At 28.4% G+C, this 20,513-nt stretch carries 23 protein-coding genes and 2 tRNA genes; 11 read left to right on the top strand and 14 right to left on the bottom strand.

The features are described 5' to 3' along the window. The first annotated feature begins 122 nt into the window (after nucleotides 1-122). Nucleotides 123-1,595: a glycogen/starch synthase gene (locus R4I97_RS10765; protein ID WP_335785045.1), complete on the top strand. Its 1,473-nt coding sequence runs from the start codon at nucleotides 123-125 to the stop codon at nucleotides 1,593-1,595. A 24-nt stretch (nucleotides 1,596-1,619) separates the two neighbouring features. Then, on the top strand, nucleotides 1,620-2,117 hold the full coding sequence (locus tag R4I97_RS10760; protein ID WP_013243475.1) for a YajQ family cyclic di-GMP-binding protein: 498 nt from the start codon (nucleotides 1,620-1,622) through the stop codon (nucleotides 2,115-2,117). An 82-nt stretch (nucleotides 2,118-2,199) separates the two neighbouring features. Here the strand turns inward: R4I97_RS10760 and trxA are convergent, their stop codons facing one another. Together trxA and R4I97_RS10750 are read right to left on the bottom strand one after the other, a co-directional pair. Beyond that, a complete protein-coding gene (trxA, locus tag R4I97_RS10755) occupies nucleotides 2,200-2,517 on the bottom strand; it encodes a thioredoxin TrxA (protein WP_013243476.1) in 318 nt (105 codons plus the stop codon). A 277-nt stretch (nucleotides 2,518-2,794) separates the two neighbouring features. Next, on the bottom strand, nucleotides 2,795-4,195 hold the full coding sequence (locus tag R4I97_RS10750; protein WP_335785044.1) for a lytic transglycosylase domain-containing protein: 1,401 nt from the start codon (nucleotides 4,193-4,195) through the stop codon (nucleotides 2,795-2,797). Nucleotides 4,196-4,348: 153 nt separating this feature from the next. Here R4I97_RS10750 and R4I97_RS10745 point away from each other — a divergent pair, with 153 nt between their 5' ends. Next, nucleotides 4,349-4,807: a hypothetical protein gene (locus R4I97_RS10745; protein ID WP_335785043.1), complete on the top strand. Its 459-nt coding sequence runs from the start codon at nucleotides 4,349-4,351 to the stop codon at nucleotides 4,805-4,807. Here the strand turns inward: R4I97_RS10745 and R4I97_RS10740 are convergent. From R4I97_RS10740 to frr, 3 genes are read right to left on the bottom strand one after another with little or no spacing between them, the layout of a single operon-like run. Further along, on the bottom strand, nucleotides 4,804-5,712 hold the full coding sequence (locus tag R4I97_RS10740) for a phosphatidate cytidylyltransferase (RefSeq protein WP_335785042.1): 909 nt from the start codon (nucleotides 5,710-5,712) through the stop codon (nucleotides 4,804-4,806). The genes R4I97_RS10745 and R4I97_RS10740 overlap by 4 nt on opposite strands. Nucleotides 5,713-5,715: 3 nt before the next feature. Then, on the bottom strand, nucleotides 5,716-6,441 hold the full coding sequence (locus R4I97_RS10735; protein ID WP_335785041.1) for an isoprenyl transferase: 726 nt from the start codon (nucleotides 6,439-6,441) through the stop codon (nucleotides 5,716-5,718). A gap of 2 nt (nucleotides 6,442-6,443) precedes the next feature. Next, the gene (frr, locus tag R4I97_RS10730; protein ID WP_335762550.1) at nucleotides 6,444-6,992 is read right to left on the bottom strand and encodes a ribosome recycling factor; all 549 of its coding nucleotides are present in this window, start codon (nucleotides 6,990-6,992) and stop codon (nucleotides 6,444-6,446) included. A gap of 203 nt (nucleotides 6,993-7,195) precedes the next feature. Here frr and R4I97_RS10725 point away from each other — a divergent pair. The 7 genes from R4I97_RS10725 to R4I97_RS10695 all read left to right on the top strand — a co-directional run bounded on the left by R4I97_RS10725 (nucleotide 7,196) and on the right by R4I97_RS10695 (nucleotide 10,606). After that, nucleotides 7,196-7,268: transfer RNA gene (locus R4I97_RS10725), tRNA-Met, on the top strand. Between the two features lie 33 nt (nucleotides 7,269-7,301). Continuing rightward, nucleotides 7,302-7,375 (top strand) — tRNA-Met (locus R4I97_RS10720). Nucleotides 7,376-7,405: 30 nt separating this feature from the next. Beyond that, nucleotides 7,406-7,615, top strand: coding sequence for a 30S ribosomal protein S21 (rpsU, locus tag R4I97_RS10715; RefSeq protein ID WP_013243482.1), 210 nt, complete (start codon nucleotides 7,406-7,408; stop codon nucleotides 7,613-7,615). 159 nt (nucleotides 7,616-7,774) lie between these two features. Continuing rightward, the gene (locus R4I97_RS10710; RefSeq protein WP_335785040.1) at nucleotides 7,775-8,362 is read left to right on the top strand and encodes a hypothetical protein; all 588 of its coding nucleotides are present in this window, start codon (nucleotides 7,775-7,777) and stop codon (nucleotides 8,360-8,362) included. A 14-nt stretch (nucleotides 8,363-8,376) separates the two neighbouring features. After that, on the top strand, nucleotides 8,377-9,510 hold the full coding sequence (locus tag R4I97_RS10705) for a TmpB protein (protein ID WP_335785039.1): 1,134 nt from the start codon (nucleotides 8,377-8,379) through the stop codon (nucleotides 9,508-9,510). 26 nt (nucleotides 9,511-9,536) lie between these two features. Then, a complete protein-coding gene (locus tag R4I97_RS10700; RefSeq protein WP_335785038.1) occupies nucleotides 9,537-10,103 on the top strand; it encodes a peptidylprolyl isomerase in 567 nt (188 codons plus the stop codon). 17 nt (nucleotides 10,104-10,120) lie between these two features. Continuing rightward, complete coding sequence (locus R4I97_RS10695) at nucleotides 10,121-10,606, top strand: peptidylprolyl isomerase (RefSeq protein ID WP_335785037.1); 486 nt, start codon at nucleotides 10,121-10,123, stop codon at nucleotides 10,604-10,606. Nucleotides 10,607-11,292: 686 nt separating this feature from the next. Here R4I97_RS10695 and fabF read toward each other — a convergent pair. The 4 genes from fabF to pyk all read right to left on the bottom strand — a co-directional run bounded on the left by fabF (nucleotide 11,293) and on the right by pyk (nucleotide 15,262). Then, nucleotides 11,293-12,546, bottom strand: a complete 1,254-nt coding sequence (gene fabF / locus R4I97_RS10690) for a beta-ketoacyl-ACP synthase II (RefSeq protein ID WP_335785036.1) — start codon at nucleotides 12,544-12,546, stop codon at nucleotides 11,293-11,295. Nucleotides 12,547-12,618: 72 nt separating this feature from the next. Beyond that, on the bottom strand, nucleotides 12,619-12,855 hold the full coding sequence (acpP, locus tag R4I97_RS10685; protein ID WP_013243488.1) for an acyl carrier protein: 237 nt from the start codon (nucleotides 12,853-12,855) through the stop codon (nucleotides 12,619-12,621). Between the two features lie 72 nt (nucleotides 12,856-12,927). Then, entirely contained in the window at nucleotides 12,928-13,677 is a 750-nt protein-coding gene (fabG, locus tag R4I97_RS10680; RefSeq protein WP_335785035.1) for a 3-oxoacyl-[acyl-carrier-protein] reductase, read from the bottom strand. Nucleotides 13,678-13,828: 151 nt separating this feature from the next. Continuing rightward, nucleotides 13,829-15,262 carry a pyruvate kinase gene (pyk, locus tag R4I97_RS10675; protein WP_335785034.1) on the bottom strand — a complete coding sequence of 478 codons (1,434 nt, stop codon included), beginning with the start codon at nucleotides 15,260-15,262 and terminating at the stop codon, nucleotides 13,829-13,831. A 117-nt stretch (nucleotides 15,263-15,379) separates the two neighbouring features. Here pyk and R4I97_RS10670 point away from each other — a divergent pair, with 117 nt between their 5' ends. Then, on the top strand, nucleotides 15,380-15,904 hold the full coding sequence (locus tag R4I97_RS10670) for a hypothetical protein (RefSeq protein ID WP_335785033.1): 525 nt from the start codon (nucleotides 15,380-15,382) through the stop codon (nucleotides 15,902-15,904). On the opposite strand, the gene rsmA is transcribed toward R4I97_RS10670, so the two are convergent. The 5 genes from rsmA to R4I97_RS10645 form a co-directional block, all read right to left on the bottom strand. Next, nucleotides 15,901-16,752, bottom strand: coding sequence for a 16S rRNA (adenine(1518)-N(6)/adenine(1519)-N(6))-dimethyltransferase RsmA (gene rsmA, locus R4I97_RS10665; RefSeq protein ID WP_335785032.1), 852 nt, complete (start codon nucleotides 16,750-16,752; stop codon nucleotides 15,901-15,903). The two genes, R4I97_RS10670 and rsmA, sit on opposite strands and share 4 nt — an antisense overlap. Next, complete coding sequence (locus R4I97_RS10660) at nucleotides 16,742-18,460, bottom strand: hypothetical protein (protein WP_335785031.1); 1,719 nt, start codon at nucleotides 18,458-18,460, stop codon at nucleotides 16,742-16,744. The genes rsmA and R4I97_RS10660 overlap by 11 nt, the downstream gene beginning before the upstream one ends. Before the next feature lie 2 nt (nucleotides 18,461-18,462). Then, nucleotides 18,463-18,903: a tetratricopeptide repeat protein gene (locus tag R4I97_RS10655; RefSeq protein WP_335785030.1), complete on the bottom strand. Its 441-nt coding sequence runs from the start codon at nucleotides 18,901-18,903 to the stop codon at nucleotides 18,463-18,465. Nucleotides 18,904-18,915: 12 nt separating this feature from the next. Next, nucleotides 18,916-19,224: a hypothetical protein gene (locus R4I97_RS10650; protein WP_013243495.1), complete on the bottom strand. Its 309-nt coding sequence runs from the start codon at nucleotides 19,222-19,224 to the stop codon at nucleotides 18,916-18,918. A 93-nt stretch (nucleotides 19,225-19,317) separates the two neighbouring features. Beyond that, on the bottom strand, nucleotides 19,318-20,487 hold the full coding sequence (locus R4I97_RS10645; RefSeq protein WP_335785029.1) for a DUF3298 domain-containing protein: 1,170 nt from the start codon (nucleotides 20,485-20,487) through the stop codon (nucleotides 19,318-19,320). Nucleotides 20,488-20,513: the final 26 nt, after the last annotated feature.

Genomic DNA, 20,513 nt, shown 5'->3' with positions numbered 1-20,513 from the left:
AGTCATTATATATATTTAAAAAAATAATTTTTTTAATATATGTAATTTTAAATAGTTGATTTTTAGAGTTAAAAGGTATATAAATATATTATATAAATATATTTTAAAAGAGATTATTATTTATGAATGTATTTATGATTTCAAGTGAAGCCTACCCGTTTTCAAAAACAGGTGGATTAGGAGACATCGCTGGAAATCTTCCGCATGCTTTAAAACAAGTAAACGTTAATAGTTCTTTAATTATACCGCTTTATAAAGATAATTATAAACTAATAAACAATAATACATACACCTCATTCGATATAAAACTCGGCTCAGAAACAATACAAACAGAAATTATCAAACACAAATACAATAATATTGATGTTTATTTTGTAAAGAATGATTTTTTATTTAAAAGAGACGGCATATATTCAGAAAACTCTAAAGACTATGAAGACAATGCCAAAAGGTTTATAGCTTTTACTAAAAGTGCCATAGAATTATTAATATACCTACACAAAAAAGAAAATATTAAATTAGACATAGTTCATTTACATGATTGGCAAAGTGCATTGGCAGCACTCTATATAAAAGAAATATACAACACCGAAGAAGCTTTTAAAAACACAAAAGTAATATTTACTATTCATAATTTAGCCTATCAAGGCAATTTTAACACAGATATATACTCACTTCTTAATATATCTTGGAAATATTTCATACCAAGCAGAATAGAGTTTTATGGATATGTTAGCTTTATAAAGGCAGGCATTATACTTTCAGATATAGTAACAACAGTAAGCCCAAATTATGCCAAAGAAATACAAACAGAAGAGTTTGGATGCGGATTAAACAATTTACTTTTAAATAAAAATGAACAAGGCAAATTATTCGGCGTATTAAACGGCATGCATGACACTCAATGGAATCCAACAACAGATAAATATATAAAACATAATTATGATATAAATACAAAAGAAAAAAAGAAATTAATAAGAAATGCCTTATATAAAGAATTAAAAATAAAAGAAAAAAATTATCCATTAGTTACCATGATATCAAGGTTCGACCCTCAAAAAGGGCTTGATTTAATATATTCATCTTTCTTTGAACTTTCTACTTATGATGCTAATTTTATATTTTTATTTAGCAGCAATAATTATTTTAAAGACTTTGAAAATGATTTTGTAGCGAGAGTAAAAAGAGCAAAAAATATAAGAGTGCTATTTTTATTTGATGAAGCATTAGCTCATAAGCTAACAGCAGCAAGCGACATATATTTAATGCCAAGCAGATTTGAACCTTGCGGACTTAATCAAATATATAGCATGAAATATGGAAGCCTTCCAATAGTGCATTCTGTGGGAGGTCTTAAAGATACTGTTGTTAATTATAATGGTGTCAAAACAATAAAAAAAGCAACTGGCTTTTCATTCAATGAATATTCTCAAAAGTCATTCGTTGAGGCTATGGACTTAGCTTTCGATTTATATTATAATAATAAAAATCATTTCGATAATCTTGTAGATAATGCTATGAAAAAAGATTATTCGCTTTTAAAAACTGCTTTAGAATATAAAAAACTTTATAATAAAGTTTTAAAAAATAAATAAAAAAATAATTATTAGGAGGGATTTATGCCAAAAGATCCAAGCTTTGATATAGTTTCAGTAGTAGATATGCAGGTTATGGACGATTGTGTTAATGTTGCTGTGAAAGAAATTAGCAATAGATTCGATTTTAAAGGGCAAAATATCACAATAGAATTAAACAAAGGTGAAAAAACTGTAACCATAACAGCACCTGCAGAGTTTGTACTCAATCAAGTAAAAGATATTTTATTTCAGAAATTTATAAAAAGAGGCTTAAATCAAAAAAGTTTGAGAGAAAAGAAAAAAGAAAAAGCAAGCGGAGATGCTGTTAGAGAGATAAATGAAATAGTTAATGGCATAGATAAAGATTTGGCAAAAGAAATAGTAAAAGATATAAAAGACATGAAATTGAAAGTTCAAGCAAGCATACAAGATGAACAAGTAAGAGTATCTGGTGCTAAAAAAGATGATTTGCAAGCTGTAATTACTATGCTAAAGGGAAAAGATTATCCTATACCTTTGCAATTTGTAAACTTTAGATAGTAAGCAATTTATAATTGTTAAATAAAAAAGGCTTTATTATTATAAAAATAATAGAGCCTTTAATGATTCATAAAACCAAATATTATAACATACTATCAACCATAGCTTTAATATTTTCAATAGTAGCTTCTTCTTTAGTTACTTCTTTTACTTTAGCACCATCTTTATAAATAGCAATAGTAGGAAGTCCTAAAATCTTTTCACGAATAGCTAATCTTCTTGCTTTAGAAGTATTAAAAGAATAGAAAGGTACTTTGCCTTCATATTGTTTAGCTAATTCATGAACATGAGGCATTAATGCTTTACAAGGTTCACAAGTATCGCCGAAATAATCAACTAAGCATAATTCTTTTGAATTAATAACCTTTTCATCAAAAGTATCTTTATCTAATTCTACCATAATAAAACTCCTATATTAATATATTTTTTATACGATTAATTATATAAAAAATATAAGCAGTAGTCAAGCTAATATATAATTTATTGATATAAACAACTATATTTCATTTATTAAGAGGAGATTATTAATTGAAAAATATTTCCATTATAGTTACTTCAATATATTTTACTTATAAAAAACTAAAGCCAAACTATTAAAAACTACAAAAATATTATTATAAATAATAATTGCTATAATATCAATGGTATAAATATCTTTTCAATTTTTAGCATGATTGTTATTTATTTACAGGTATTCTCAAAAATATTTCTGAGCCTATTGAAAGCACATTACTGTCAAGCTTATTCCATGCTTTAATCTCAGCAATATCCACTTTGAATTTTCTTGCAATAATCCAAAGCGTATCCCCTGCCCTTATATGGTACATTATATCTTTATATTCATAATCAGGCGGAGGCAAAGATTCAAAATATACGAATTTACCCTCTCTTATTCTCTCTTGCTCTTCTTCATATTGAGCCAAATCCACCTGCTTGGCATTATCAAGACCTTGAATAGGAATCATCACCTGCTGACCTATATTTAAATTTCTTGATTTTAATTTGTTTATCTCAACAATAGCCTGCATAGGCACATTATAAAATCGAGACAAATGCGAAAGCGTTTCATTCATTTTTACTTCATGTCTTCTAAATGTAACCCTCTCAGAAGCAGGAATCTTGCCGAAAGTATCATAAAATAATTGCTCTTTTCCCTCAGGTATTCTTAAAGGATAACGCACCATACCCGGAGGAGTTACCCCTCTCGCTAAATGAGGATTAAGTGCTTTTAAATCCTCTGTTTCAGCATCTATCATATCTGCTATTATAGATAAATCAGCCGCATCATCAACATAAACCAAATCACCCTCTGGAAAAACTACCTTTGGTTTGTTAATCTTAAATCCAAATTTCTCTGGATTTTTTGCTATAATAACAGAGGCTACATATTTAGGTATATACTCTTCAGTTTCCTTAGGAAGCACCTTAGCCCTAAGTAAATCATAAAAATTATTGCTTTTTACTTGCTTAATAGCCTTAGATATTCTTCCCCCTCCTGCATTATATGCTATTAATGCAATAACCCAAGATTTAAAATTTTCATCAAGCCTCATCAAATGCTCAGCTGCAGCCTTAGTAGAACGCTCTGGGTCAAATCTATCATCAGACCAATAATTAACTTTTAAATTATATATAGCTCCCGTCATAGGCATAAACTGCCAAAGCCCAGCTGCACCCGCATGCGAAACAGCCTGAGGATAAAAACTGCTCTCTATTATAGGTAAATAAGCTAAATCCTCAGGAACTCCTTTTTCAGCAAATACCTGTTTTATATAAGGCAAATATATCTGTGCCCTGTCAATAATCTTTTGCATGTGCGGACGCCAACTTCCCTGATACTTGTCTAAATAATAAGAAACCCTCTCCGTACGAAAATCATCAACATTAAACCCTCTAAGCTCCACTACTTTAATATCGCTTCCAAGTGCCTCCCCATAAACTGTAAGCTCATAAAGATTAACGCCGTCTAAACCCTTTCGTAAATATAAATCAAAAGTGTCGCAAGAGTTAACAAACAAAATCAAAACTATTAAAAATATAGCTAATATATTTTTTCTTTTTAAGACTTTTATTTTCATGATTATTAATAAATATATTTAACATTTTTTTTTAATATTTGCAAGTGTGTAATTATCTTTTAAACTTTGTATTAATAGTATTATAACAGTTGACAATTTTTACAATTAAAAATATTATATAGTTTATAATTTATTGGAGAGAAAAATAAAATTATGGCTAAAATTGTAAAATGTAAATATTGTAGAACTGTTAATGATAAATACGCCAAACAATGTAAATCTTGCGGAAAAGTATTATATCCAGAAATATCTTTTAAAAAAGCAACTACTATAACTGTAATATTAGATGCCATATTCGCCTTTATATATATTTTTGGAATATTTTTATTTATATATAATGCTAACAATAATGAAACCCCAAAATATATAAGCTTGCTTCCTGCCCCAAATAGTGTTTCATTTTTTGTTATTATACTAATAATGCTATGTTTTGCTGTTACAAAAATATTATATATATTAAATGTATTCGTTTTGAAAAAAGATATAATATACACTATAAGAAGAGTTAGTTTATTCTTCGAAGCTATAATAATGTTTCCTTTGCAAACAATATTAGGCTTATATTTTTATGATATAGCAACAAGTGAAGATAAAGCAAAAAAGAATAATTAATTTAATGCTATTAAAATAATATAATAAGATATAGGTGCAGTTAATATTACACTATCAAATATATCAAACACCCCGCCATGCCCTGGGAACATTTTGCTTGAATCTTTAGTATCATACATTCTTTTAATTAAACTTTCTCCCATATCTCCAAGAAAACCTGTTAATGTAAATATTATAGTAAACCATATTATTTGCGATAGAGAAAATGTAGGTATATCTTTACCAAGAACTATGCTTAAATATCCTTTTGAGTATAAATAATAATAAATTATAGAAACAGGTATTGTAAACAAAAACATACCTACTAAACCTTCATAGCTTTTATTAGGTGAGGCACTATTGGAAAGTTTATGTTTTCCAAATTTTCTTCCAACCAGATATCCGCCCGTATCGCTAAGCCAAGCACATAATAATATAAATACAATATAATATTTACCGCTAGGCATAAAACGCATTAAAGATATATGCCACACTCCAAGCCCAACATATATAAAACAAAATACCGCAGTAAGTATAGCCCTACCCCTCTCCTCAAAAGTAGATACATTGACCTTAAACATATTTATTATAAAAAGAGCAGCTATTAAAGCAAATACCATAACAAGCGATAAGCTCATAGACATATTATTTATTTGAGTAAACTTATAAAGACGGGAAAAATCTCCATGAAGTATATTGTTGCCGCATATAGTGATAATATATCCTAAAACCATTGCTGCTATTGTAGTAACAACAGTTCTAAAATTCTTCTGCCTATAAACCTTAGCCATATTAAATATTTCTAATGTACTTATTATAGAAATAGCTAATATCAAAGCATGAAAGAGAAAAATAACTCTATTGTAAAGCAAAATAATAGTAAATAATGGTAAAGTTAATGCTACAGATATAAGCCTTCCTTTCATATTTTATAAGCCTCCATACCTTCTGTTTCTGTTTGAATATTCTTCTATAGCTTTTTTAAAATTCTCTTTAGAAAAATCAGGCCATAATATATCAGTAAAATATAATTCACTGTATGATGCCTGATACATTAAAAAATTGCTTAATCTATGCTCTCCGGAAGTTCTTATTAAAAAATCTGGGTCTGGTATGTCTTTTGTATATAAATAATTTACTATAGAGTTTTCATCAATATCTTCTATATTAATTTTATTTGTTAATACATCAAAATACATATTTTTTATAGCAGTTTTAAGTTCGTCTCTAAAGCCATAATTTAATGCTAATACTACAGTAAGTATTGGATTTTTACATTTTTCTAAAGTTTCTTTTTCTGTTTCTTCTATAGTTTTTATAGTGTCTTTTGGAAATTTAGAAATATCGCCTATATGCTTTACTAAAATATTATTTGAAATGAGTCTTTTAATTTCTTTTTTGTAGAATTCTTTTAGAAGTTTAAATAATGCTTTTTTTTCTTCTTCAGGTCTTTTCCAATTCTCTGTAGAAAAAGCATAGAGTGTTAAATATTTAATATTAAGTTCACAACAAGCTTCTACTATATTAATAACATTTTCACTTCCAGCTCTATGTCCAAAACTTCTGGATTTGTTACGAGCTTTAGCCCATCTGCCGTTACCGTCCATAATTATAGCAACATGTGAAGGAACTTTATTATCCTTTTCTGTCATCATAATTATATTTTATCTAATTCTTTTTCTTTTGAAGTAATTAATTCATCTACTTTTTTTATATAGCTGTCTGTATCATTTTGTATTTTTTTCTCAAGATTTTTAGATTCATCTTCAGTAATAGTTTTTTCTTTTAAATCCTTTTTTATAATATCATTTTCATCTCTTCTTATATTACGAATAGCAATTTTAGCCTCTTCACCTCTATGTCTAACACCTTTTTTTAATTCTTCTCTTCTTTCTTTAGTAAGCTCAGGCACCATGATTCTAATATTACCGCCGTCATTAAAAGGATTAAAACCCAAATCAGCTTTTAATATAGCCTTTTCTATGTCTCCTACCAATGCTTTATCAAAAGGCTGTATCATTATAGTTTTAGCATCAGGGGTAGAAACGTTGCCTACTTGTTTAAGCGGCATACTGCTGCCATAAGCCTCTACTTTTACACCATCTAATATAGAAGCATTTGCTCTTCCTGTTCTAATACCTTTCAAATCATTTTGTAAACTATTAATAGCCTTTTCCATTCTATCTTTATAGGATTCTTTTGACATAGATTAAAACCTCTTAAAATTATTTGAATTAATTATAATTTAAGATATAAGTATTGTCAAGTTATTATTAGATAAGCAAGTTTTTCTAAACAATTAATATCTTAATAGCGGCACTAAAATGAAACATTTTAACTCGATTTCGCTATAAAAAATACTTGACTTTTTTAATAAATAGTATAATATGCATATCAATATTTATACATCGCGGGGTGGAGCAGTTGGTAGCTCGTTGGGCTCATAACCCAAAGGCCGTAGGTTCAAGTCCTGCCCCCGCTAATAGCCAGTAATAAAGGCTTAAACTTTTTATTTGGCGGCGTGGCTCAGGTGGTTAGAGCATGCGGCTCATATCCGCAGTGTCAGGGGTTCAAGTCCCTTCGCCGCTAATAACTTTAATCAAAAGGCAGGTGAGTTAATTGGTACGTATTTTCGCTAATGAAGGTGAACCAGTTGAAAGCGTTATTAAAAGATTTAGAAGAGCTTGTGAAAACGAAGGTATTTTACAAGAATTAAAAGAAAAACAGTTCTACAAAAAACCTTCTCTTGAGAAAAAACTTCAAAGAGAAAAAGCTCTTAAAAGAATGAAAAGAAAAATCAAAAAAGAACGCAGATTAGGTTTACTATAAACTTATCTAATCTGATAAATATTAAAGCATTGATAGTTTTTATTATCAGTGCTTTTTTTATTGTAAAATTATATTATTTGTATTAAACTATTGACTTTTATCTTCTGTAATATTATATTAGAACAATAAAATATTGTAGTTTTTTCGGAGTATAATATTATGAAAGCAATCAAACACATAACAATACTTACTTCTATTTTATCTGTTATTATATCTTGCGGAGCATCTATGCCGCTTAAAGAGTATAAAGATGCTTCAACTTTAAGAGATAAAACGATTAAATATGAGCTTCAAAACTATTCTAAAGAACAATTCGATATAGCTGAATCAAGCTTTGCAGAAGCTACCATACTTATAGATGAAAATAAAGAACCAGACACTGTAAAAGAATTACTTACTACTGCTTCAAATGCATATTTAGTTGTTTTAAATGAGGGTTTGCCTGTATATGCTGAAGAATTAAAAACAGAAACTTCAAGAAACAGAGTATATTCTAAAGATATTAAAGCATATATAGTTGATAAAGAAAATTATGAACTTGCTGAATTAAACTATATTAATGCTTTATCTGCTTTAAGCACAAATAATTATGAACTTGCTGTAGATTCTTTCCTTAAAACAAGAGATTATCACAGTAAAGCTTTCTTTAATACAAAAGAACAATATGATAATAGCCTTAAAGGTATTCAAGAGGCTGATGATAAAATTAAACAAATAGAAGTTTTAGAAAATTCTACTAATAATTAATACGGAGTTTTATTATGAAAAAAGTATTATTAATTCTTTTTGCAGCTTGTTATTTAATATATGGACAAGAGACTAATATAACAAATGAAAATATAAAAGACAGTGAAGATTATCAATTAGCGCAAAGATATAGAGAATTAGCTATAGAGGCTCATAATGCAGGTGATTATAATCAAAGCATTGAGTTTTCTAAACAAAGTAAAGAATATTCAGACAAAGTTATAGCTAAATTTGGAGTGTATGGATTAGTTTTAAATGCACAAAGATATGCTGAAAGAAACTTAGCTTTACTTAAAGGAGTTGGAGGAGATACTAATGAATCTTCTATGAATCTTTATGAAGACTCTGTAATGGACTATGAGGCAGGAAACACTATATTTGATGCTGCTACTAATGATACAGATTATAGTAACTCTATAACAAAATATACTGATTCTTCTTTAAAATCTAAATTAGGCTATGATTTGGTATCAATAGGTTTAAGAAGAGATTATCTCATTAATGAAGGTGCTATCACTAATGCCGACAGCAATGATAATCAAATATTAAATTTAAGATATAACGCTGTAATGCTTTCAAAAGCAAAAGACTATAACAACTCTGCTTCAAATGCCAATGAAGCAATTAATATATTAGATATGCTTGAAGCTCCTATAGCTTATGCAAAAGCACAAGAATCTCTAAACAAAGCTAAAGAAGATGGATATAATGAAACAAAAATGACTAATTATAATCAAGCATCAACTACATTAACATTTGCTAAACAAGCATTAGATAATGAAGATTTTTCTAATTCACTATTTAATTCAAAACTCGTAATAGAGATGGTTAATGCTATGTATAACGGTACTGATTATAATCAAGAAACTACTATAGTAGAAACAACAGGAGTATTATTCCCTAAATATTATAAAGTACAATATAGAAAAGTTGATACTGATTCATTATGGAAAATAGCTTCTTATGACTTTATATATGGTGATGGTAATTTGTGGAGAAAGATATACGAAGCTAATAAAGACAAAATAAAAGACCCTAACATTATAATAGGCGGGCAAATATTATTAATACCTAGTCTTAAAGGAGAATCAAGAGACGGCACTTATGACTCTAATAAGCAGTATGGTAATATAAAAGATATAAAATAAATTATTAAGAGAGGAAATAAAGTTTAATGTTGAAAAAGACAAAAGTTATTTTACTATCATTATTAGCTGTGATAGCATTTACAGCAGTATTATTGGCACAAAAGCCTAAAACATCTAAAGAACATTTATTTATAGAAACAGATTATGGTACTATAGAAATAGCATTCTATCCTGAAAAAGCTCCTAAACATGTAGAAGCTATTAAAAAATTAGCAAATCAAGGTTTTTATGACGGCACACTTTTTCATAGAGTAATACCTGGTTTCATGATACAAGGAGGCGACCCATTAAGCAAACAGCCTAACAGAGCTTTACATGGTACAGGAGGCCCTGACTTTGTAATACCTGCTGAGTTTAATGATGTATCACACAAAAGAGGAATATGTTCTATGGCAAGAAGTCAGAATATTAATAGTGCTGGTTCACAATTTTTTATTTGTGTAGCTGACAGTCCTTTTTTAGATGGACAATATACTGTTTGGGGTGAGGTTATTAAAGGAATGGACGCTGTAGACAAGATAGTTAATCTTAAAAGAGATGCAAATGATAACCCTCTTACACCTGCTAAGATGAATAAAGTATATGTAAAATAATAAATAAAGGAAAAATAATGGAACATTTATTTATAGAAACAGATTATGGCACTATAGAAATAGAATTCTATCCTGATAAAGCTCCTAAACATGTGGAAGCTATCAAAAAATTAGCAAATGAAGGCTTTTATGATGGAATTAGATTTCATAGAGTAATACCTAACTTTATGATACAAGGCGGCGACCCTACAAGTAAAGACCCTACTAAAAGGCATTTACATGGTACAGGAGGCCCTGGTTTTAATATAGAAGCTGAGTTTAATGATGTATCACACAAAAGAGGAATATGCTCTATGGCAAGAAGTCAGCATCCAGACAGTGCTGGCTCACAGTTTTTTATTTGTGTAGCAGACAGCCCTTTCTTAGACGGACAATACACTGTTTGGGGGAATGTTGTTAATGGAATGGACGTTGCTGATAAAATAGTTGCTTTACAAAGAGACCACAACGACAACCCTATTGTAAACTCAACTATGAACAAAGTATATATCAAAGAAGTATAAATAATTAATAAAGTAAAAATATTAAAGCGATAGAGTTATAATAAGCCCTATCGCTTTTTTATATATTGAAACAATCATTTTATAAATTTTATTTTTATCAATACAATGATGTATTTATCAATACTATAAAATATTATTGAATCTTATTAAGTTTTGTTTTAAGTACATAAAAATAAAGTACATATTTTAGCTAAAAATAGCCTTTTTGGTTCTTTGTGGCAATACCAGAGGCACTTCCTACGGTCGCAAAAGAACTGGGGTACGGTGGCTAGTCCCCGCAAATAATAAAAAACTCAACATTAATTAAACTTAAAATTTTTAATATATAACTAAACAACTATATTTTATTAATTTATATATTTTTATAAATATATTATCAACTTTTTCCCGCCGCAAAAAGTTGCAAAAAGTGCAAGTTATTAACCTTTATATATTTGAAATATGTATAAAATATAAAATAATACTTATATTTTTTTAAAAATGCAGCTATTTATTAAGCGTATCTGAATGGTAAAACTTTGACAAAGTACGCAGAGCGTAGGCGGGAAAAAGTTGAAGAAAACAAAAACTTATATAACAAAATATAGTCGTTTAATATATTATTTATAAAATATTTATGCAAATAAAAAAGTCATACTTAGTATTAAAACTAAATATGACTTTTAAATTATTATATAAACTATTTATTATACTCTTTTAAATACTATAGAAGCATTATGTCCGCCAAAACCAAAAGAATTGCTTATAGCGTATTCTATCTTGTAGTCTTGAGCTGTATTAGCAACAACATCTAAATCGCATTCAGGGTCTTGCTCATCAACATTAATAGTAGGGTGAACTTTAGAATCTATTATACTCATTACAGTAGCAATAGCCTCTATTCCGCCGGCAGCACCCAAAGCATGACCTGTCATAGATTTAGTAGAGTTAACTTTAATCTTTTTAGCATGGTCTTCACCTAAAGCCTTTTTAACAGCTTTAATCTCCGCAATATCTCCAACAGGAGTAGAAGTACCATGAGTATTAACATAGTCAATCTTGTCTGGAGAAATTTTAGCAGACTCTATAGCCAAAGACATAGCCCTAGCACCCATAGCACCATCTTCTAAAGGTGCAGTAATATGGTTAGCATCAGCAGTAAAGCCATATCCGCAAACTTCAGCAAGTATATTAGCATTTCTTTTCTTAGCATGCTCATACTCTTCAAGTACAAGTATACCAGCACCCTCAGCTATAACAAAACCATCTCTTCCCTTATCAAAAGGTCTTGAAGCTTTAGTAGGTTCATCATTTTTAGTAGATAAAGCCCTCGCATTATTAAATCCAGCTATAGTAAGAGGATTGATAGTAGCTTCAGAACCGCCAACTATCATAATATCAGCCTCATTATCTTTAATATGCTTGTATCCTAAACCTATAGAATGGTTTGAAGAAGCACAAGCAGTAACTGTGCTATAATTAGGACCATTCATGCCATATTCCATAGCTATTAAACCAGGTGTCATATTAATAATCTGCATAGGAACAAAGAAAGGTGAAACTCTGCTTGGTCCGTCAGCAAGTATTACATTATGATTATTTAAAAGAGTAGTGATACCGCCTATACCGCTTCCAAGTACACAGCCTGCTCTCAAAGGATCAAAACCTGTCTTAGGCTCTATACCAGCTTGTTTTAAAGCATGATAAGCAGCATATACACCATAAGTTATAAAAGGGTCAAGTCTTCTCAACATCTTCTTATCAGAATAATAATCACCCTCTAAAGCAGCTACTTCGCCGCCTATTTTAGTAGCTAATTGCTCTTTTTCTGGATCAAAATATTTACTAAGTGTTTTGATGCCGGAAACACCATTAAGAAGATTATCCCAGAAACTTTTAACATCATTTCCAAGACAACTTACAATGCCAAGACCCGTAATAACAACTCTGCGTTCGCTCATAATAACTCCTATATGTTATAAATAAAAATTCCCGCAAAAAATTACGGGAATAATTAATATTCTTAAAGAAAATTATTTCTTATGCTCTTCAATATATTTAGCAGCATCAGCTACATTTTTAATTTTTTCTTGTTCTTCTTGAGGAATTTTAATGTCATAACGTTTTTCTAATTCCATAATAAGTTCTACTAAATCAAGTGAATCAGCGTTCAAATCATCTACGAAAGAAGCTGTATCTGTGATTTTACTTTTGTCTGAAATGTTTAATTGATTAGCAACAACATCCTTAATTTCATCGATTAATGCCATGTTGAATCTCCTTTTTATTAATTTATTATTATTTTTAATTTATTATAAAGTGCAAAGCAACTTTATTAACTATTACATAGACATTCCGCCGTCAACTGCTATAACTTCCCCTGTTATATAATTGCTCAAATCTGAAGCAAGAAATACAACTATATTAGCAACATCTTCAGCATTTCCTAATTTTTTTAAAGGCGTAATATCCATTATCTTTTTTACAGCATCTTCAGCAAGCACACCTGTCATATCTGTTTGAATAAAACCAGGTGCTATAGCATTAACGCATATTCCGCGAGGAGCAAACTCTTTAGCCATAGATTTAGTAATACCTATAATACCAGCCTTAGCTGCAGCATAATTCACCTGACCAGCATTGCCCATTTTTCCTATAACGCTTGATATATTAATTATCTTACCCTTTCTTGCTCTTAACATACTTTTAGCTGCTTCTCTTGAAGTGTAAAATGCTCCAGATAAATTAGTATCTATAACATCATTCCAAGCACTGTCGTCCATTTGTATAACTAACATATCTTTAGTAATACCAGCATTATTAACTAATATATCTATAGAACCAAATTTCTCTATAGTCTTAGCAACAACCTCTTTACAAGATTCGCTAGATTTTACATCATGAACTAAAGCAAGCGATTCTACATTATATTTTGATTTTAATTCATCAGCAACTTCTTGAGCCTTATTAATATTTGTAGCTGTAACAACAACATTAGCTCCTTCATTAGCTAAAGCTTCTGCTATTTTTTTTCCTATTCCCCTACTTCCGCCTGTTACTAAAGCTGTTTTATTTTTAAGATTTAAATCCATAATTATCCCTAAAATTATTTAAATACGCTTATATTAATTAAAACAAAATATACTAAATTTGTCAAGTCTATTTTGCAACTTTAAAATTACCGACTTTTTTGTTTAAAAGGTCGAAAAATGATAAGAATTAACTATTATTTTATATACAAATTTAGTGCATAACTACTATACGAACACTATTCTCTTGCCACCTACCCTGCCATTTACTTCCGCTCACTACAATTATTCTGTCCCCATGTTCTGCTAATTTATGTTCTACCAAAGTATCTTCAAGTATGTTAATCTCTCCTCCATGGCTAATACCAGCACTAAAATTCAAATCTTCAGGCATATGTATAGTATAAACATTATGACATATAGCAAGACCATTACAAAGATTATTATCAGCAGACATAAATACTATAGGTGTTTTTGGTCTTTTCTTAGATAAATTCCTAACAGTTCTTCCAGACCTTGAAAGAGCTATTATTGCCTTATTATCTAAACTATATGATAAATAAGAAGCACTATCAGCCAAAGCATCATTAACGCCGCTGTCTAAATAAGTCATATTATCATGAGAAGTTTTATTAATAGACCTCTCAGCAGCCTCTACTATAGAAACCATAGCCTTAACAGACTCTATAGGATAATCTCCAGAAGCAGTTTCTGCAGACATCATAACAACATCAGTACCATCTAATACAGCATTAGCAACATCACTAGCCTCTGCTCTTGAAGGAACAGGGCTTTTTGTCATACTCTCAAGCATTTGGGTAGCTATTATTGTAATCTTACCCATATCATTTGCCATTTTTAGTATCTTCTTCTGCCAAACAGGAACCTCTCCAAATGGTATTTCTACTCCCAAGTCTCCTCTTGCAACCATTACTCCATCAGACACTTTTATTATACTCTCTAAATTCTCTAATGATTCTGTATTTTCTATTTTTGATACTATTCCAACATGCTTAAAATCATTATCATCTAATATCTTTCTAAGCCTTATAACGTCCTCTGCTCTTCTTACAAAACTCATACCCAAATAATTAGCACCATTTTTAGCCGCAAATAAAGCATCATTAACATCTTTCTCTGTTAAAACCTCTGTTGTTACATGAGCACCAGGTAAATTAATACCCTTACTGCTTAATATAGTACCTCCAGTTATAACCTTACATACAACAAGTTTTGAAGCTTCATCACTTGATTCTACTATAAGCTGTATAGTGCCGTCAGCTATCAAAAGCAAAGAACCGCTCTTTACATCATGGGCAATATTCTCATGCGTAGTAGGTATTATGCTTTCATCATTAGTTTCTTTATGTCCGCTTAATTTTACAATATCACCCTCTTTTACAGTAATATTCTCTTTTAGCTTACCTATTCTTATCTTAGGCCCTTGTAAGTCTGCTAATATTGCTACAGGTTTGCCCAACTCATCAGAAACTTTTCTTATTATCTTTATTCTCTCTAAATGCTCGTCATAGCTTCCAAATGAAAAATTAAGCCTGCATACATTTGCCCCATTCTCTATTATCTTTTTTACCATTTCTTCATTAGACCATCTAGGTCCTAAAGTTGCTATTATTTTTGTTTTCCTCATAATATTTTACCACCTCTTATAAAAAATATTATAAAACATAGAAATATTTTTACAACTTTTTATATTAAAAATTAATATTTTTTTGCTTTAAAAATACTATTAATGTATAATAATAAAATGAATAAAAAATTATTATATTTACTGCTTATTACACTAATCATATTCTCATGTAAAAAAATAGAAAATATCACAGTTATATTTGATGATGTAACAATAGATATACCAGAAAACTTTCAGCAAAATTATATAAACAACATGGTAGAATATAATCCAAACTTCAAAATAGTAGATTCCTACGGTATAGAAACAAAAACTTCTATATACAACGTTTCATATACAAAATCTAATTACCCCATAGATATTTTAGCCTCAAAAGAAGGCATAATAAATGGCGTTATCAATAATAAAGTATTAAAAGAAGTAAAAGTAGAAAAAGAAGGATATTACAAAGAACAAACTAATGCCTACGATATGCTAATTAGCTATTATTACGGACCAAACAAAACATATCAAAGAAGCTTTATAATGATAAACGGCAACAACATCATTCAAATAACTGCTATATATAATGCCAACAGCAAAAAAGATGATAAAACTATAAACGATATAATAAACTCAATAAAAGAAAGAGATAATAATTAAATATAATCTTTTATTATTAGAGAAAGTTCTTTTACTTTTTCTATACTCAAAGATTCTCCTCTAACCTCTTTATCAATATTTGCCTTTTCTAATATTTCATCTATTTTATCTTTATCAATATCTATGTATGGAGATTTCAGAAAATTGTTTTTTATAGTTTTTCTTCTGTTGTGAAACAATGTCTTTGAAACAGATTTAAAAATATTAAGCATACTCAAATCAACTTCTTTAGGCTTAATACTTATAATAGATGATGTTACTTTTGGTATTGGATAAAACACTTCTTTTGATACATTATACTCTAATTTAATATCCGACATAAAACTTGCAAACAATGTTAAAGCAGAATAGTCTTCACTGCCCTCTTTAGCAATTAACCTGTTTGCAAAATCACTTTGAACCATAAAAACAGCATAATTCCACCTATTATAGCAGTCACAAAAAAGCCACTCTATTATAGGGCTTGCTATATTGTATGGTATGTTTCCATATACATCAAAGTTTTTATTTTTATCTATATCATTAATATCAACTTTTAATATATCGTTATGAATAATATTTATATCTTTATAAGTTTCTTTTAAATGATTATACAAAGCATTATCATATTCAACTATAGTAAGATTGTTTTTATATATATCAACAAGCACATTACTTAAAGAGCCTAATCCCCCTCCTATCTCTATAGCATAATCTCCTCTTAAAATCCCATGAGGTACAGTGTTTGCTATATTATAAGCAATATTTCTGTCGCATAAAAAATTCTGACCTCTATTTTTGTTTGGAAATATAGACTTATTCTTTAAATATTCAGTAATTTCTGATTTTGAATATACATTATTTAACATATTTATTTATTCTTGACATCTGTAATAAAAATAATAATATCATAAAAATAGCAAAAACTAACATTATTATAATACTCACATTAAAACCTAAGATCATTAATATGTGTGTAGATATATAATTAAGAACTATATTATAAAGCAAAACAAGCAATATACTCCCTATAATACCTATAAGATTAGCCATAAACCCAGATGTATTTCTAATATAAATATTATACCTAAATGATAAGTATGCTATTACTATAAATAAAAGCAAATAATAAAATGGAGATAAAATCTTTTTAAACAAAACATTTGTAGTTCTTTCATTAGAGTACCCAAACAAAGGAAGCTCTGATCTTAAGCTTATAATGTCTCTTATACCTGTATCACCTAATACTCTGTAAGGATAATCTTTAATGTTTTTTATTGTTATGTCAGATATATTGACAGATATAATATATTCATTTGTATTATTATTATCATAAGTTTCATTCTTATCATTAAATTTAGCTTTTAAAATAATATTCTTTATACCTTGATTATTAAATGAATCTGTTATTTTTCCATATTTATAAATTACTTGATTTGTAATTTGTAAATCTTTGTCTAAATTAATTATAGATACATCATACAAATATAATGATTCACCAAAAAAAATACTATAAAGAGCAGAAAGCATAGTAGTATTATTATTGAGCATTAAAGTAATACCATTATTTTCTAACATAGTTGTATTGGTTATAGAGTAGTAATCATCAATAAAAAATTTTCTAATCTCTTTTGCCCTATCTATAAAAAAATCATATCTATTAATACTATCAACTATCAAAGAATAATAAGTTTTAATTTCATTAATATCTGGGTAATTAATATATAAATTAGATATGCTGTTGTATGCTCTCCAAAAATTTCCATTTCTATATAGTTCTATAGTATCTGCGAGCTTACCATAAGCTAATGATTCGTAGAAATTTTTTCCAATATAAAGCGGCTTATTATTTTGTATAATACTAATTTTATTAAGATAATAAATGGCTAAAGGATTATACCTATCCATTTTAAGCACATCAGTATAATATCGGCCAGCAAGAGAATAATTGGAAAGACTAAATGCTCTGGAACCTTGAGAAAGCAAATTATTTATATAAGCATTCCTATCCGTATTTTGAATCTCTTCTAATTCATTCTTTTTATTTTCAATATCCTTTAATAATAATAAAATATTTCCGTCATTTCTATCATATATTAAAGCATTTCTCGCAAAGCTCTCAGCAGTATCTAAATTTCCGGCATCAAACTCCTGTTTTGCCCTTTGATATTCACTTTCTTTTAAAGAAGATTTATATCGATTAAAATATTTATAATCTTTATTAATATTATAATCTTTTAATTCATATAATAATTTGTCTGTTAAAAAATAATCATAAAAAGTAAAAAATGCAGTTAATACAACTATTAAAGCAATAGGTATAGCAATAATCCTCGATATTGATAATCCAGCTAAATAATAACCTCTAAAAAATGCCAAATATACACTTAAAGCTATTATAAAAGGAATAAAATTTTTGTATATAATAAGTGATGAAAAAATATATATTATTAAATCATATACTTTCCCCTCACCTCTAGTATATATGTTATATAGCAGAAATATAAAAAATATTGAAATAATACTAATAATAGAAAAGCTTAGTATCAATCTTGGGATTATGCCAATTTTTTTCATTATTATTCCATATCAAGTTCTTGCTCAATATCTACTATTTCTTCCACTTCTTCTAATGTTTCAATAGGCTTTAATTTAGGCTTTTTAGTATAAATATCTTGCATAACTTTTTGAGCTAATACCTTAGGAGGTAAAACGGCAAAGTCATTGATAACAATATTAAAATAATCTATAGCCTTCTCATATTTATTTTGATAATAATAACAGAAACCAATTTCATAATAAGCCCAAGAAACATCTTTAGCAAAATTATTTCTATCAAAATTATCTATAATATACTGATAATATGCTATAGCATTTTTATATCTTTTATTATTAAATTCAGTATAAGCCTTTTCTGCTATGATTTTAGGATATCTTTCTTCTGCATCAACTTTGACAGTTGTAGCACAAGAGATGGAAAATAAAGCAAAAATAAGCAATAAATAATAAGTTTTTTTCACCAACAAAATCCACTATTTTTTTATAGAATAGACTTCATCGCGTACTGGCAAACTTTTGCGTAGGATTTTTAGGAAACTTCTCAAATCTCCCATATCCTTATAATCATCACATTTCTCTACAGTTCTTCTGGCAACTGTAAAATACTTGTACATTTTTTCTTCGCCAAGTTTTTTACGCCATTGTTCCTGAGTACATTTTACTCTTAGCAAATACTGTGAACCGTCTATTCCACTAGCTTTTCTAAATAAAACACAATATCTGCAATTAGCACAATAAATACCTCCACATTCTGGAGATTGTTCATTTTGTTCTTCAGTCATAAATACTTACCATAAATTAATTATATTGTTTTATAACTACAGTATAGCAAATTTAATATTAAAAGTCAAGTTCATATACTATATACAGAACTATTATTCTTCTAATATATATAGATACTCTTCTTTTACAAAAGGTCTTATTTCATCAAAAGAATAAACTATTTCTGTTTCGCCTTGAACATAAGCCGTAATAGTATAAATAGGCCATACAAAGTGAATACCATCTTTATATACATAAAAACTAGTATCTTCTAAAGTTATTTCATCTAAAGGAACTAAATAATCTTCTTCTGACCTATCACTTATAGAAAGAAGTTTAGATTTCATACTTATAAGCAATTTTTTATCTTTAAAGTCTTTTATTAGATTTGTAATTGAGATTTTTTCACCATCTTTAAGAGAATAAACTAAAGATGTATTATTATAAACACCATGAGCACCTCCCATATATATAGAAGAATAGCTATTTATAGATATTGTTGTATCATTAAAATATAATATATCTTTGCCTGCTATATACTCATAATTAAAATCTGAGTTTGTATACCAGTCATTATAAAAATCACTCATAGATTTTTCAAATAAAGGAAGCGTTTCATTTTTTAGCCACAATGTTTCATCTCTTGTAATATTATCAATATTATTATTAATATCCAAAGTTATTTTATCATAAACTTCTAAATTATTTGTATCACTTGGAATAAGCACAAATATAGAATCTTTATAAAAGAAAGTAGAACCATTTCCAAGAGAATCATTTTGAGATGAGTTTGTGTATAAATAATTGTATGATACAGCAGAAATAAAATCCGAAGCACTAATATCCACCTCATCTATTTTTGTTGTAATAGTAAACTTTTTATTATAATAATCGCCTCTCATTGTGTCGCCTACATCAGACTGAGCATACATATCAGCTCCATCATTATCAATAGCGGCATTAGAATAAAAATAAGTCTTTATTAAATTTTCATCTATATAAGTAAATCTAAATTGAGCAATATTATATTCCGGCAACACCATATCATTTAAAGCTAATTGAGCCATAGAACCATTATCATTTTTCATAAAAGTATAAGGCGAAAACCATTCATTATAATCACCATCACTTTTAACAGTAGTAGTAGTTGTTGTTGTTTCAGGTAAAGCGTTTTGATTAGTATCTATATAATTTTCAGTATTTTCCTGATTTTTATCTAAATTATCTTTATTATTACAAGCAATAAATAAAAATAAAACTAATAATAATACTTTCTTAATCATAAAAACTCCAAACATTTTTTAAAAAA

The sequence above is a fragment of the Brachyspira pilosicoli genome, assembly GCF_036997485.1.
GTDB classification, from domain to species: domain Bacteria; phylum Spirochaetota; class Brachyspiria; order Brachyspirales; family Brachyspiraceae; genus Brachyspira; species Brachyspira pilosicoli_C.
Note: the sequence above shows the minus strand (reverse complement) of the source record. Positions and strands in the feature narration are given on the sequence as shown.